Raw genomic sequence first — 14,041 nt, 5'->3', positions numbered from 1 at the left:
AGGAGATATAGATGTCAAATATTAATCAACCAATTATGCATGCAAGAGAGCCGCTTCACGGGGCTGAAGGTGCTGCTTATGCAACTATAGAAGGTAGTAGATACTTACTTTTCCAACTTAAGAATTTTGAGGGTAATTGGGAAAAGGGAAAGAGTGAAATACCTAGGCTCGGTACAAGAAAGAAAGGTAACAGGTCAAATACATTATCGGGCAAGTGGTCTGCTGATTTGTATTATAATACTGATGTTTTTAGAAAGCTTATAATGGTGTATGCGAAAACCGGAAGGGATATTTATTTTGATATTCAAATTACAAATGATGATCCTAATTCTAATGCAGGTAGACACACTGCTATTTTTAGAGATTGTAATATTGATGGGGCGGTTATGGCCAAGCTTGATATAACTGCTGATACTTTAGAAGAAAAGATTTCAGGAACGTTTGAAGATTGTGATATGCCTGAAGAATTTAATGTTTTAGAAGGGATGATATAAGATGAGTTTAACCGGTTTTTTTAAAGACGAATTGTCAAATCAAATGCAACACCTATGGTAAGAGACCAAAAAGTTCTTCTTTAGGTGTTTTATATTTTATACATTTTCTAGGTCTATTATTCATTAAACTTAAGTTATAATTTAATTCATCAATATTCACTTCTGATAAATCCATACCCTTAGGATAAAACTCCCTCAAAAGTCCGTTACTATTTTCATTTGTACCTTTTTGCCATGCACAATAGGGATCACAAAAATAAGTTTTGCATCCTAATTCTTTTTCTATTTTCTCAAATTCTGAAAATTCTTTACCTCTATCAAAGGTTATTGTTTTTACTAATTCTTTTGGATAATCTTTTAATGCATTTATTATTGCTGGTGTTACGCTTTCCGACTTTCTATTTTCAACTAGGATTGCTATATAATATCTAGATTTTCTTTCTGCTAAAGTTACGAAACAACATCTACTTTTCCTTTTATGATCTAATCTGCCTGATTCCACTGTATCTGCTTCCCAGTGGCCTAATTCTTGCCTTCTGTATATCTCTTTAGGTCTTTTCTTAATTGTTCTACCTTTATCATTGAATTTTCCTCTTTTTTCTGCTGGCCTTTTAAATTTAGCTTTTCTTCTCAAATTTTTCATACTAGTTTTTGGCAGCTTTTTGGCGTGTATCATTCTATATATCGTTGATGTAGATGGTAATTCATGAATCTCATTTGTGTTTCTATTTGATATTTGTTCAGGGGACCAATGTTCGTTAATCTTTACAGTTAAATAATCAATAACATCTTTAGAAAATTTACTTTTTCTATGGCAGTCTTTTCTTCTATCAATATATTTATCATTTGCCTTTATCGGAAAGTACTTAGTGTAACTTCCCCTACTAACTTTTATCTTAGATGAATTTCTTTTAATTTCTCTAGATATTGTACTAGGTGACCTTTTAAGTGCTTGTGCAATTTTCCTTATACTCATTCCTAAATTTAAAAATTGGTAAATACAAGATCTTTCTTCTATGGTAAGATGGTTATAGCTCATAGTTAATCACTCCTTTTAATATGTTTTGTTTGGTCACTTACATATTAACACAGCTGATTAGCTATGAGTTTATTTATGTTGCACTTGTTATGATAAATTATCTAAAGAAAATGTTGTTTCTGCTTTTAACGAAAAACAAATTGTTGTTAGTGATAGATTTAAGGATGAAAATGGGGAGTCTATTAAATGGACAATTAAACCAATGAAAGCAAGTCAGATTTTAGAGGCATCTGATAATGCTGTTGTAACTAGAGGAAGAACTGCAGAGTTTAAGTCATCTCAATATTTTTTAGGGATAGTTATAAACAGTGTTGTTTATCCTGATTTAAATAATGCTGAGTTACAAGATTCTTATGGTGTAATGGATTCGTACTCTCTTATAAATGCTATGTTAAATGCTGAGGAGTTTCAAAGACTTCAAACTGAATGTAACAAGATAAATGGTTTAGATAAAACTTTTAAAGATTTAAAGGATGAGGTAAAAAACTAATTAGGGAGGATTTAGAAACCTCCCTTTCTTATTATGTTTTTGTGGCTACAGAATATAAAATAAGACCAACTGAATTTATAAAAATGAGTAAGGCGGAGCAGGCCATGTATGTTGCTATGCTTGAGAAGTATGCTGAAGACACGAAAAGAGGTGAGAGTTAATGGGTTTAATTGAGTCTACAATTGCTTTGCAAAACAGAATGACTCCAGTTTTAAATAATGTTATTAATTCAATGAATATTGTTATTGCAAGTGCAAGTAAAATTGAAAATGCAACGGACAATATGTTTAATATTGAAGATTTAAAGACTGCAAAAAAAGCTCTTGATGATGCAGAATTTCAATTAAGAGATATTGAAAATAATACTAATAGAGCAAAAAATGCACAGGATGAGTATAATAATTCAATTAATGTTGGTGTAAAGGGAGCTAATAAATTATCGGGGGCTATTAAGACAGTTGTTGCGACTTATGTATCTATGGCAGGAATGAAGTTATTAGGTGGATTGTCTGATGAGTTAGTTTCTGCTAAGGGAAGGGTTAGTGCTTTGGTTGAGTCTGAAGAAGAATTTATAAAAGCTCAAAAATTGATTTATGAGTCGGCTCAAAAGACGGGGTCTATATATATTGACCAACTAAATACAGTGGCTAAGCTAGGTGGGCAAGCTAAGGAGGCTTTTGGTAGTTTAGAGGAAGTAATTAAATTTCAAGAGTCTATTAATATGATTTTTGCAACTGCCGGAACCGGTGTGAACGAGGCTAAAAATGCTTCTATACAATTGACTCAAGCTCTCTCTTCAGGTGTTCTTCGTGGTGATGAACTCAACTCCATTTTTGAACAATCTCCTCAATTGATAAGATACATTGCTGAGTATTTAGGAGTTCCTATCGGGAAGATTAGAGAGCTTGCAAGTGAGGGTAAACTCTCTGCAGATGTTGTTAAGAATGCAATTTTTGCAAATTATGATGAAATCAACTCAGCTTTTGAAAATACTCCAAAGACCTGGGGAAGAATTTTTACCGAGATGAAAAACGAGGCTGTATCAAAGCTTGAGCCGGTGCTTGTTCGTTTAAATGAGTTTGCCAATAGTGAAGATTTTATGATATTTAGACAAAATGCAATGGAAAATTTAGGGATTGTTTTAAATGGATTGGGATGGATTATAGAAAAATCTATTCTACTTGCTAATACTATATCTAACAATTGGGATTTTATTGAATCTACTTTATATGGGATTGCGGCCGCTTATGGTGCTTGGACTGTCGCTACAACGATTCAAACTGTTGCTCAAAATGGATTAAATATGGCAATTTTAGCTAATCCAATTTTTTGGTTTGCTGCCGGGATTGGAATTATTATTATGTTTTTAGCTCGTTGGGTTAGGTCTGTTGGCGGTGTTCAAGTTGCACACATGATTTTGAAAGATGAGATTCTTACTACCTATGAGTCTATTCAACTAAAAGTTTTAGAAACTCAGAATAGGTTTGAAGAGACTAAGATAAACATTTCTAGAGGGATAACTGAGTTAGTTAATAGCATTCTAAACAACTTAGGGAATTTAAAAGTTCAAGGACTAGGTATTATAGACTCATTTTTAAATGGAGCTATAGATGGAGTTAACAAGTTAATTAATTTTGCAAATAACATACCTGGGGTTGCTATAGAAACTGTGGAACATGTTACTTTTCAAGCAGATATGGCTACGAAAGAAGCAGCAAAAAAGAAAGAAAGAGACGATAAGCTAGAAAGTTTAAATAGACAATATGAAAATTTAAAAGCAGTAAATCAATCTGAAAGGGCTGCATTAGAAGCAAAGAATAGATCTGAACAAACTAAGAGAAGTAAAGGTATAACTGATTTAAAAGAAAAGAAATTAAATGAAAAAAGGAAAGTTTCTGAAGCTTCAAATTATTTAAAACCTAATTTTCTTTCTAATATACCAAAAGCTTCAGAGTTAGATTCTATAAAAAAGGCGACTAATGGTACTGAGAAAAATACTAAAGCTTTAAAAGATGGCATTCAAGTTAAAAATGAAGATGTTAAATATTTAAGAGATTTAGCAGAGAGAAGGGCTATTCAAAACTTTAGCTTTGATAAACTTGAAGTAATAGCTAATAATACATTTGGTGATGTTCATGAAACGGCTGATTTAGATGGATGGATAGAAGGATTAACAGATAAGCTTGGAGATGCGGTGTCTACAACTATGGGAGGTATAGCTGCTTATGAATAAAGGGTATGACTTTTATATAGACGATTTATTGCTCCCTATAACTCCATCAAAAATAAATACAAAAATAAAAAATAAAAATAAGGTTATAACTCTGTTAAATGGTGAAGAATTAAATTTATTGAAGAAACCAGGATTAACAGAGTTTAATTTTGAATGTAGAATTCCGAGTGAAGAGTTTCCATCTGTAAAAGAATTTATTAGCCCTCACTCTGTATTAAATAAACTTGAAAGATTAAAAGTTGAAAAAAAGACATTTCAATTTAAAATTCTCAGAAGTAAGTATCAAAATAATCTTAATGATTCAATAAATAAAGCAGTTTCTTTAGAGGATTATGAAATATTAGAAGATGCAGAAAATGGTATGGATTTAATTGTTTCTATATTTTTAAAGCAGTATATTCCTCTTAAAACAAAGATAATAAATGTAAATGCTGATAAAAATTCAAAATTAGAAGCTAGTGAAGGTAATGTTCAAATGAAAGCTAGCAATAAATTTGATAGTAGTTTGGCATCTAATGTGATTCATGGTCTTAAAGAAAATGTATTTAAGTTTTTAGATACTGTAATAGGTGTAAAAAGATGAAATCGAATAGATTTAAAGTAATAATTGATAATCAAGGAAAGGTTCAGGAAGTTTTAATCGAGGGTGAAATTCAAGTAACATGGGCAAGAAATGGAGAACCGGGCAAAATGATTTGCAATATAGTTAAAGATAAGTATTTAGATTATCAAGAAGGTAATCCAATAGCTTTTTATATAGATGGAGAAGTTTTTTTCTATGGCTATGTTTTTTCTAAATCTAGAACTGGAGAACAAATAATAACTACAACTTGTTATGACCAATTAAGATATTTAAAAAATAAATCTACGTATCAGTATAAAAATTGGACTTATGGGGAATTATTAAAAAACATTTGTGCAGATAGAAATCTTCAGATTGGAGAAATTGACAATACTGGATTTAAAATCCCAGGACGGATAGAAATAAATAAAGAGTTTTGGGAGATTTTAAAGTTTGCAAGTGATATGACAACTGCGAACACGGGCAAACTATATGTTTTATTTGATAAGGCTGGCAAAATTTGCTTAAAAAACATAGAAAATTTAAAAACTAAAGATGTGATTGATTATGATTGCACTGAAGATTTTAATTATCAAACTTCTATTAATTCAAATAGTTATAATAGAATTCATTTAAAACTTTTAGATGATAATAATAAAGAAATAAAATCTGCTACTGCGGAGGATAAAGATTCAATAGCTAGATGGGGGCTTCTGTCATATTCAGATATGACAAACAATGAAGAAGTAGATATAGAGGCTAAAGCAAAAGAGTTGTTAAAAGTTTTAAATAGAAAAAATAGAAAATTAAGGTTAAAAAATATAATCGGAAGGCTAGATGTTAGGGCTGGTTCTTTAGTGCCAGTAAGAATGATTGGGCTAGGGGATATAGATGTAAATTCTTTAATGCTTGTGGATTATGTAACACATAAATTTTCTGAAGAACATCATTTTATGGATTTAGAAGTTTATAACAAGGATATTAGCCCGGAAGTATCTCCACAAAAATTGGATCAAAAACAAGAACAAAAAGCTACTTCGGGTAAAGGTGGCAGTTATTCTGGTTCTAGTAAAGTTGTAGCAGTTGCAGATAAATATCTAGGTAAACCTTATGTATGGGGAGCGGCTAATTCTAATGCTGTAGATTGTAGTGGTCTTGTAATACAAGCATACAAGGCAAATGGAGTTCGTTTCCCTGATAGAATGACGTCTTCATCATTAAGTTCTAATCCTAAGAGATATGGATTTGTTGAAATTCCAGTTAAGCAAGCACAGCCTGGAGATGTCATGTGGAACAAGGGTCATGTGGCTATTATGTATGATGGTAAAAATGTAATTGAAGCTAGTCAAACAAAAGGTAAGACTGTTATTCAAACGGCATGGAATAGGAATAAAAACTTTACAAGAGCTTTTAGATATAAGGGGTGATTAAATGAGTGAGTTTGATATTAATAAATTAAAAAATGTAATTTCTAAAATAGCTGCAGATTATATATCAACGCTTACTTTTTCTAATTTAGTGCATGCTAAACTTGAATCTTTAGAACCTCTTACATTTAAAAGAGATGATGATGTGGAATTAAAAGAGGAATTTCTTGTGGTCCCTAGATATAGGAAGTTTACAGAAGAAGAAGTAGGACATTATTTTGTTTTTCAATCTAACCAGGAAGGACAAGTGTGGTATTACATGTATGAAGCATCAAGTCCACAAGGTTCAAATGGTGAAGATTATTACTTTGATGGAACTCATAAGTTAAAAGGTAATGTTAAGTGCAAACTGAAAGGTAATTGTTCAGATGGCTCTACAACTTTGGTAACAGAAGGTACTATTGAATTATTTGAGGGAGAAATAATAGAAATCAAACATGATAAAGGTATAAGGAAGTGATTTTATGATTCCTGAACAAAATGATATTAATTTAGCTATGAAACTAGGGATAGAAGAAAAAATATCTGCTACAAAGACTTATAGAATGCATGTTAATTCTAAAAGAATTTACGGAAATATAGACGGAAAAGAAGCGTTAAAACAAATGATTTATAAAAATCTAAATACTGAATACGGAGTGCATTTAATCTACCCTACATTTGGAATTGAATTACAAGATCTATTTGGAAAGCCTAAAAATTTTGCTTATGTTGAACTTATAAGGAGAATAGAGGAATGTCTTATTAGAGATGATAGGATAAATTCTGTTACTGATTTTAAGTATATAAAAGAAAAATCTTATAAAGATAATCTGTCAATTAGTTTTGTTGTTAATTCTATTTACGGAGATATTGAAATAACTAATGATTGGAAGTTTGATTATGACAACATTGATTAGGGGGTGATTAAATGGCACAGATGGAGTATAATGCACAATTTGACGAATTCTCTGCTGATTTTCTTTTGAATAGAATGTTATCTAGAGTTGACAATTCTAGAGATAAGCGAGAGGGTTCTATAATTTATGATGCAATGGCACCTGGTTCTATAGAGCTTTCTTTGATATACATGGAACTTGATTATATATTAAAGAATATGTTTGGTGATACCGCTGATAGGACTAGCCTTATAGCTATTGCAAGAGATAGAGCACTTAAGCCATTTCCGTCAACACAAGCTATTGTTAAGGGTGAATTTGACATTAAATTACCAATAAACGCTAGGTTTAATTTTGATAATATCAATTTTATGGCAACTAACTTTTTAGAAGAAAGAAGTGGAAAATTTTATTATGAGCTTGTGTGTGAAGAATATGGAGAAGTAGGGAATATCCCACATGGAAAGTTAATACCAATAGATACTATTAGAAATCTCAAACATGCTTATATAGTTAGTGTTATTAAGCCTGGAGAAGAAGAGGAAGATACTGAGGATTTTAGGGAGAGATATTTTAGGCACATAAAAACTAATGCGTATGGCGGCAATATAGATCAGTATCTTGATTGGTGCCATGCAATAGAAGGTGTTGGAGGGGTTAAAGTATATCCGGTATGGAATGGTGGAGGAACAGTTAAGATAGTCTTTACAGATTCTAAGTTTAATTCTCCGTCTAGAGAGTTAATTGGAAAAGTTCAAGAACTTTTAGATCCGGTTGCACATCATCAATTAGGATACGGACTTGCACCTATAGGGCATCTAGTCACTGTTGGAGGAGCTAACAAAAAAGAATTAAATTTATCTTTAAAATTGACACTTAGAGATGATGTTTTATCTGATGGGATTTCTGAAAAAATAAAAAGTGCTTTAGAGCCTTATTTTTTACAGCTAAGAAAAGAATGGGAAAAAGAAAAATCTACAATAGTAAGAATCTCTAAACTAGAGTCTTTGATTTTAGATGTAGATGGTGTGATTGATGTTTTAGATACAAAACTAAATGAATATGAACGTAATGGAATTTTGGGTGAAGCTGAGATTCCATTTTTAAATGCGGTGATAGTTAATGGAGGATAAGAGAAGCTTTGAAAAGATATGGTATTTTGATACAGAAGAAGATTTTTCAGGAAGAGAACTTGAGGTAGCAAGAAAAGTAGATTTAGCTAAGTATAATGACTATGAAACTATTGCTAAGTCTTCTGACTGGATAGAATGGACTGACAGTGAAGACTTAGAATTTGATTTTTTAGCTAGAAGAGTATTAAAAACGTATGCGGATAGGTTTATTTTACAAGCTAGCGAATATGGGATTTTAAGATATGAGAGGATGTTAGGGATTTCATCTGATAATGATATTAGCTTAAATGAACGAAGGAAGAGAGTTTATTTATTATGGAATAGAAAAATAAAATGGACTCATAGAACCTTATTAAAGTGGTTAGATTCTGCTATAGGGAATGGGAAACATGAGATAGAGTTTGCTTATAATGACTATGAATTAATTTTTGAATTAAAGATACAGAGAGGTGTATTTGACGTACCATGGCTTGGAAATGAACTAAGAAAAATAATTCCAGCCAATTTACTATTAACCTTTAGATTGTATAGATTAGATAAATTCATCTACAAAGAAAAAACAGACGTATACAAATCTAAATACTGGATGGTAAGTGAACCGCCGTGTGGCAGAGTGCCAAATCAGGCATATAAAGGTAAGAAATTTAGTGATGTTATTAAAGTGTCTAACGGTTCTAATATTAGAAATAATAGACAAGTTAGAGTTAATGAGATTAAATCAGGGGGTGTAGTGAATAAATGATACCGGTTGAGCAACTTAGTAAACGTGCTAAGAAACTGCATGAAGATATATCTAGTGCAAACATATATATTGATGGAGTAAAAAGCGCAGGTAATATTATAAAAAAGACAGTTAATGAGAATATTGTAAAGGTGTTTGTTAGTCTCTCTGTTCAAAAAGGAACGGTAACTAAGGTTGAAATTATAGACAAAGATGGAGATATTTTACAAACACAAGATATGGAGATTATAAAAAATACCAGAGAGGGTTTTATTGCAGTTATTGAAATTAGAGTAGAAAACGAGGTGCTAAATGGCAAACATTGATTTAAAAGAGAATCCTTATTTTGGGATACCGACAAAACAAGAGGACATAAACAATGCAACGTACACAATGACAGAGTTTGATGATGAAATCGTTGAGAATCCTTGGACTTTTTCTCTAGTTGAGAGGGGTACGGACAACAAAGGCAACAAGATTGTAACTTTAGAGCCATGTTTTGGAGAGGTTATTCAAGAGGGTTTACCTCTTAGTGCAAGGAATTTAGGCAACGTTGATGTTGGAGTCGACTTGCTTTATAAGTGGAAAAATTGGGTAAATGAAAGAATTTTAGCACTGACTTTAAAGGGTGATGCAAGTGACGGAGCAATCCTAAATGGTTTTTTAGCTATTCAGTTTGTAGCTACTCTTAAGGATTTGGGAGATAATATATTAATTTTAGATGGATATTATGACGAAGATAGAGGGGTTCTAAGTGTATAAATTCATTTGTAGACATGTGTAATACATTGTAATTATTGTGTGATAAGCGTATAATACCCATAAGAGGTGATTATATGAGTAAGGTTAATTTGACGATTAGTGTTGATGATAAAGATAAAGATGTATTCAGTGATTTAGTTTCAGAACTTGGAATGAACGTGTCCGTTGCAATCAACATGTTCATAAAACAATCTATTAGGCATAATGCTTTACCACTTAGTTTATCAATTGAAAATAGTAGCATTGAAGATAGAATTATGAACAAATATGATGAAGCTTTTAAGGAACTCGCTAAATGAAATATGTAAGTGTAGATGAGGTAATAAAACTTCAAGAGAAGCTTATATTTAGATATGGTGGTTCAAAAGGCATAAGAGAAATGAACTTATTAAAATCTTCTATTGAAAGTGTTTTTCAAACTTATGAAGGCATTGAACTTTATCCAACTATAATTGATAAGATTATACAAGTTTCTTATTCTTTAATTAAAAATCATTGTTTTATTGATGGTAATAAGAGAATTGGAGTTATGATTTTACTATATTTATTAGAAATAAATGAAATAAATCACATAATGAGTAATTTAGATATTATTAAACTTGGTCTTGAAGTAGCAAGTGGAGAAATAAGCAAGGAAGCTTTTAAAAGTTTTGTTGAAAATAAGATAATTAAATAGTTAATTTAAGGCAATCCTTAGGGGTTGCTTTATTGATATGTAAATTTAAAATGAGTATAATATGAATGAGGACATACAGATGGTCGCCCAATATAAAATTTGGGAGGTGCGTTATGAGTGATTATGAAATCTTATCTTTATTGATTAAGATTACAACACTTATAATAGCCATCCTAACGCTTGTTAAAAAGAATTAGGACATAAAAATACCACCTGTACTAGCACTACAAGTGGTATTAAAATAAAAATATCCTTTAGGGCTACCGTCGCTTGTACTGTAAAGTATTAACGGTGTCCTCTTTAATTAAATTATACCACAATTAAATATATAGTAAACATAGACAAGTTTGAAGACTTGTCTTTTTTAATGGAAGGAGTGATTAGATGGTAAATCATTTATGGGGGAAGTATAGAAAAGTTGTAGATAGGGGATATGTTGAAGAAAATCTTGGGGTAAAGACATTAAGATTTGTCAATCCATTAACACCTAAGATTGTCGGGATAGGATATACGAATGGAAAAATTTGTTATTTTGGTGATTGGCTTAGTAGAGACCCATATAATGAGAATATCACTTATAAAGAAAGTCCTGCAATAAAAAAATCATTTAGAGGATACCTAGTTTCGAACGTTGAATGGTTGAGGGGAGATACACTCCCAAGAGGGGCTGATTTTTTAGAGTTTGGAGGACACGGAGGAAACGGCGGCGCAACTGCTACTTACTCTAAATCTAATTATAGAATTGAAGCTCGCGACAGTGATATACAACATGGTAAATCAACTAAAATAGACGGAGAATGGGAAAATTTTAGTGAAATAATAGGTATAGTTTATTATCTTAAAGAAAAAATAACTACTTCAAAAGGTTCTTATCTTGGAGATGTTAAATCTACTAATGCTAATGCTTATCCTAAAGATGGTGTTAGCGGTGATTATTGGTATGTATATAAAGGCATTGATAATCAAGCGCCGAGCGTTTCAGGTTCTAATTTAGATTTAGGTTCTAAAACAGAAAACTTCGACATTGAATATATCGTAACAGACATGGATAGTGGAGATGCATTAAAAGTAGACATCTATGAAGATACTGTTAAAAAAGTCAGTGCAAAAAGCATTACAAGTGGAATCAAGAATATATATAGAGTTGACTTATCAGGATTTAACCTTGGAAAGCACACAATAAGAATTGTGGCTACAGATACTAAAGCAACTACAGAGAGGACATACACTTTCTATAAATCAAACTCAGCGCCAATAATCAGTGGAGAGGATAGAGATTTAGGAAATAAAAATACTGCATTTACAGAAACTTTCACAGTAAAAGATAGTAATAATGACTCAGTATCTGTAATCGTGACTTTAAATGGAGAGGAAATAAAAAATATTTCAAACGCTCAGAATGAAGAACAGAGCGTTACTATTTCAACTGAAAAGCTTGCTACTCTTGAACTTGGAAGAAAAAATGAAATAATAATTCGTGCTGATGATGGCAAAACAGGAATAACTTATAGAAAACTTACTTTCACAAGGAGTAATCAACCTCCTATTATAGGTGGTACTAATGGAGATTTAGGGATAAAAGACAAAGAATTTACTCTTAAATACTCTATCTCAGATTTAGAAAAAGACAAGATTTCAAGTGTAATTTATTTAGACGGAAAAGTAATTGAAACTAATGAAAATGTGACAGATGGAAAGATGAACACCTTAACTATAGATAAAGAAAAATTTGTAAGACTTTCAAAAGGACTTCATGCGATAAAAATCGTGGCTAAGGATAGCCAAGGTGGAGTTTCTGAAAAAATAGGGTTCTTTTTTAAACAAGTAAACAAACTTGAGTTTATTTTAATTGTAAAGGAGACTGATGTTGCAGCTAAGAAGATACTTGCAATACTTAATAGCACAGTAGCTGAGGGCGATGTAGTTAGCATAAAAGCTTGTAATAACTACAATGATGCAGAGAGTGCTGTATGGGAAGATATTACTCAAAAAGCACTTGCTAAAATGGTACATCAATACACAAATTCAAATAAGACTAAAGCAAAGCCTTGGAGGATTGCTATTCATGTGACTATTACTAAAAAGTCTGACGATAGCTTAAAGAGTGAAGTTAGAGGGATAAGTGGAGGTTATGAATAATGTTAAAGATTATTGGAGACAACTTACCTCTTAGTGAGGTGCAAGGGTTAAAAGAGGGGCGAGTTGATAAGGTAATAGCTAAGATAACAGACCCTGAGATAGTAAAGAGTTTAGAAAAGATAGAAGAGGATAGTAAATCGGGTAAGATGCAAAGTGCAATGCTTGCAACTGAAATAACTACAATGATACAGAAGCAACAAGAGGACAACGCTAAAGCAATTGCAGAGCTTACTACAATGATTTCAATGAGCATGATGGGAGGAATGAAATAATGAAATTTACTAAGGATAGCATGGTTGTAAAATGTTGGGTTATGTTAATTCAAAATAAAACAAAGTCTCTTAAGGATGTTCCGGACTTATGGAATTTAAGAGAAGTTGTTACAAATGTAATCGAAGGAAAGTGAGGTGAAAGACAATGTTTAAGCTAGGTAAAGATAGTGCAGTAGTTAAATGCTGGGTGACACTTGTTATGGCAGGCACTTACAAACTAGAACAAGTTCCAACAATCTTTGGAATAAAAGAAGCTGTTATGGCAGTATTAAAAGAAACTGGCATAGAAATTTAAGAAAAGACAGGGCAACAGATTAAGCTACTGTCTTTTTTGTTGCCCTTATAATTAAAATGTAATATTTATTTACAAATGCGTGTAAAATGATATAATTATTTTAAGGGGATGATTATATGGCAAATGTAAATTTAAATATTAGACTGGAAGAAAATTTAAAAAATGAATTTTCAAGGGTTTGCGATTCTATGGGGATGAGTATGTCAACTGCATTTAATGTATTTGCTAAGGCTGTTGTTAATGATAGAAAAATTCCTTTTGAGATAAAAGAAACAAATCCTATAGTTGCAGAGTTTGACAATATGGATGATTTTAAAAATTTTGTGGATAGTTTATGAAAAGAAAGATTCAAATTAGGTCTAGCTTTAAAAAAGATTTAAAAAAGATAAAAAAGTCTGGGCTAGATATAGAAAAACTATATTTTGTTGTGGAATGTTTGGCAAATGATATAGTTTTAGATGGAAAATATAAAGACCATAAATTGATAGGCAATTATACAGGGTGCAGAGAGTGCCATATCGGACCTGATTGGTTGTTGATTTATGAAAAGGTAGAAGATAATTTAATATTAATTTTAAATAGAACTGGTTCACATAGTGAATTGTTTTAGAGAATAGGCAATCCTTAGGGGTTGTCTTTTTTAGTGTTTCAAAACGGGGTGAATTATGGATGAAAAACAATGTGAAATATATAGACAGCATCTGTTAGAAAAAGTTAATAGGAATGAAATAAGAATAAACGACCATTCAAAAAGAATTGACTCAATAGAACAACACAATAGTAGGACAGATGAAAAGATAGAAAACTTAATAGATAAAATGGATAATCTTATCTCAACTATGCGTTGGGGAATGGGGTTATTAGTAGGAAGCTTTGTAAGCTTCTTTTTTTATGCAGTTCAACACGGACTATTTAAATAG

Annotated in this window: 20 protein-coding genes and 1 pseudogene; 20 read left to right on the top strand and 1 reads right to left on the bottom strand. The window is 31.5% G+C overall.

Annotated elements, in window-relative coordinates; translation table 11 throughout:
• The first annotated feature begins 11 nt into the window (after positions 1-11).
• Positions 12-494, top strand: coding sequence for a phage tail tube protein (locus B8869_RS05210; protein WP_004822486.1), 483 nt, complete (start codon positions 12-14; stop codon positions 492-494).
• 52 nt (positions 495-546) lie between these two features.
• Here the strand turns inward: B8869_RS05210 and B8869_RS05205 are convergent, their stop codons facing one another.
• Positions 547-1,533, bottom strand: coding sequence for an IS30 family transposase (locus B8869_RS05205; protein WP_084229742.1), 987 nt, complete (start codon positions 1,531-1,533; stop codon positions 547-549).
• Positions 1,534-1,648: 115 nt separating this feature from the next.
• On the opposite strand from B8869_RS05205, the pseudogene B8869_RS05200 reads away from it, so the two are divergent.
• From B8869_RS05200 to B8869_RS05120, 19 genes and pseudogenes are all read left to right on the top strand, one after another.
• A pseudogene (locus B8869_RS05200) lies at positions 1,649-2,023 on the top strand (phage tail assembly chaperone); the annotation flags it as partial.
• A gap of 160 nt (positions 2,024-2,183) precedes the next feature.
• Positions 2,184-4,256, top strand: coding sequence for a tape measure protein (locus tag B8869_RS05195; RefSeq protein ID WP_084230635.1), 2,073 nt, complete (start codon positions 2,184-2,186; stop codon positions 4,254-4,256).
• Positions 4,249-4,839, top strand: a complete 591-nt coding sequence (locus B8869_RS05190; protein ID WP_084230634.1) for a hypothetical protein — start codon at positions 4,249-4,251, stop codon at positions 4,837-4,839. Before B8869_RS05195 ends, B8869_RS05190 begins: the two co-directional genes overlap by 8 nt.
• On the top strand, positions 4,836-6,245 hold the full coding sequence (locus B8869_RS05185; RefSeq protein WP_084230633.1) for a C40 family peptidase: 1,410 nt from the start codon (positions 4,836-4,838) through the stop codon (positions 6,243-6,245). The genes B8869_RS05190 and B8869_RS05185 overlap by 4 nt, the downstream gene beginning before the upstream one ends.
• A 4-nt stretch (positions 6,246-6,249) precedes the next feature.
• Positions 6,250-6,705: a hypothetical protein gene (locus tag B8869_RS05180; RefSeq protein WP_084230632.1), complete on the top strand. Its 456-nt coding sequence runs from the start codon at positions 6,250-6,252 to the stop codon at positions 6,703-6,705.
• A gap of 4 nt (positions 6,706-6,709) precedes the next feature.
• Complete coding sequence (locus tag B8869_RS05175) at positions 6,710-7,144, top strand: DUF2634 domain-containing protein (protein ID WP_084230631.1); 435 nt, start codon at positions 6,710-6,712, stop codon at positions 7,142-7,144.
• 11 nt (positions 7,145-7,155) lie between these two features.
• Entirely contained in the window at positions 7,156-8,256 is a 1,101-nt protein-coding gene (locus B8869_RS05170) for a baseplate J/gp47 family protein (RefSeq protein ID WP_084230630.1), read from the top strand.
• On the top strand, positions 8,246-8,998 hold the full coding sequence (locus B8869_RS05165; protein ID WP_084230629.1) for a putative phage tail protein: 753 nt from the start codon (positions 8,246-8,248) through the stop codon (positions 8,996-8,998). The genes B8869_RS05170 and B8869_RS05165 overlap by 11 nt, the downstream gene beginning before the upstream one ends.
• The gene (locus B8869_RS05160) at positions 8,995-9,303 is read left to right on the top strand and encodes a hypothetical protein (protein ID WP_084230628.1); all 309 of its coding nucleotides are present in this window, start codon (positions 8,995-8,997) and stop codon (positions 9,301-9,303) included. Before B8869_RS05165 ends, B8869_RS05160 begins: the two co-directional genes overlap by 4 nt.
• Positions 9,290-9,739 (top strand): hypothetical protein, encoded by a 450-nt coding sequence (locus B8869_RS05155; protein ID WP_084230627.1) that lies wholly within the window; start codon positions 9,290-9,292, stop codon positions 9,737-9,739. Before B8869_RS05160 ends, B8869_RS05155 begins: the two co-directional genes overlap by 14 nt.
• Positions 9,740-9,813: 74 nt before the next feature.
• Positions 9,814-10,038 (top strand): type II toxin-antitoxin system RelB/DinJ family antitoxin, encoded by a 225-nt coding sequence (locus B8869_RS05150; protein WP_084230626.1) that lies wholly within the window; start codon positions 9,814-9,816, stop codon positions 10,036-10,038.
• The gene (locus B8869_RS05145; RefSeq protein WP_084230625.1) at positions 10,035-10,415 is read left to right on the top strand and encodes a type II toxin-antitoxin system death-on-curing family toxin; all 381 of its coding nucleotides are present in this window, start codon (positions 10,035-10,037) and stop codon (positions 10,413-10,415) included. The genes B8869_RS05150 and B8869_RS05145 overlap by 4 nt, the downstream gene beginning before the upstream one ends.
• Positions 10,416-10,480: 65 nt before the next feature.
• Positions 10,481-10,612: a putative holin-like toxin gene (locus B8869_RS12460; protein WP_412458519.1), complete on the top strand. Its 132-nt coding sequence runs from the start codon at positions 10,481-10,483 to the stop codon at positions 10,610-10,612.
• A 187-nt stretch (positions 10,613-10,799) separates the two neighbouring features.
• Positions 10,800-12,554 (top strand): hypothetical protein, encoded by a 1,755-nt coding sequence (locus B8869_RS05140; RefSeq protein WP_084230624.1) that lies wholly within the window; start codon positions 10,800-10,802, stop codon positions 12,552-12,554.
• Entirely contained in the window at positions 12,554-12,826 is a 273-nt protein-coding gene (locus tag B8869_RS05135) for a hypothetical protein (RefSeq protein WP_084230623.1), read from the top strand. The genes B8869_RS05140 and B8869_RS05135 overlap by 1 nt, the downstream gene beginning before the upstream one ends.
• Positions 12,826-12,960 carry a hypothetical protein gene (locus B8869_RS12210; protein WP_268802058.1) on the top strand — a complete coding sequence of 45 codons (135 nt, stop codon included), beginning with the start codon at positions 12,826-12,828 and terminating at the stop codon, positions 12,958-12,960. Before B8869_RS05135 ends, B8869_RS12210 begins: the two co-directional genes overlap by 1 nt.
• Positions 12,961-13,237: 277 nt before the next feature.
• On the top strand, positions 13,238-13,459 hold the full coding sequence (locus B8869_RS05130) for a type II toxin-antitoxin system RelB/DinJ family antitoxin (RefSeq protein ID WP_004822454.1): 222 nt from the start codon (positions 13,238-13,240) through the stop codon (positions 13,457-13,459).
• Entirely contained in the window at positions 13,456-13,731 is a 276-nt protein-coding gene (locus tag B8869_RS05125; protein ID WP_084230622.1) for a type II toxin-antitoxin system YafQ family toxin, read from the top strand. Before B8869_RS05130 ends, B8869_RS05125 begins: the two co-directional genes overlap by 4 nt.
• 55 nt (positions 13,732-13,786) lie before the next feature.
• Positions 13,787-14,041, top strand: coding sequence for a hemolysin XhlA family protein (locus B8869_RS05120; protein ID WP_084230621.1), 255 nt, complete (start codon positions 13,787-13,789; stop codon positions 14,039-14,041).

Origin of the sequence: Peptoniphilus asaccharolyticus DSM 20463, from assembly GCF_900176115.1 — a bacterium.
Classification (GTDB): Bacteria; Bacillota; Clostridia; order Tissierellales; family Peptoniphilaceae; genus Peptoniphilus; species Peptoniphilus asaccharolyticus.
This window is presented reverse-complemented; position numbering and strand designations above follow the sequence as displayed.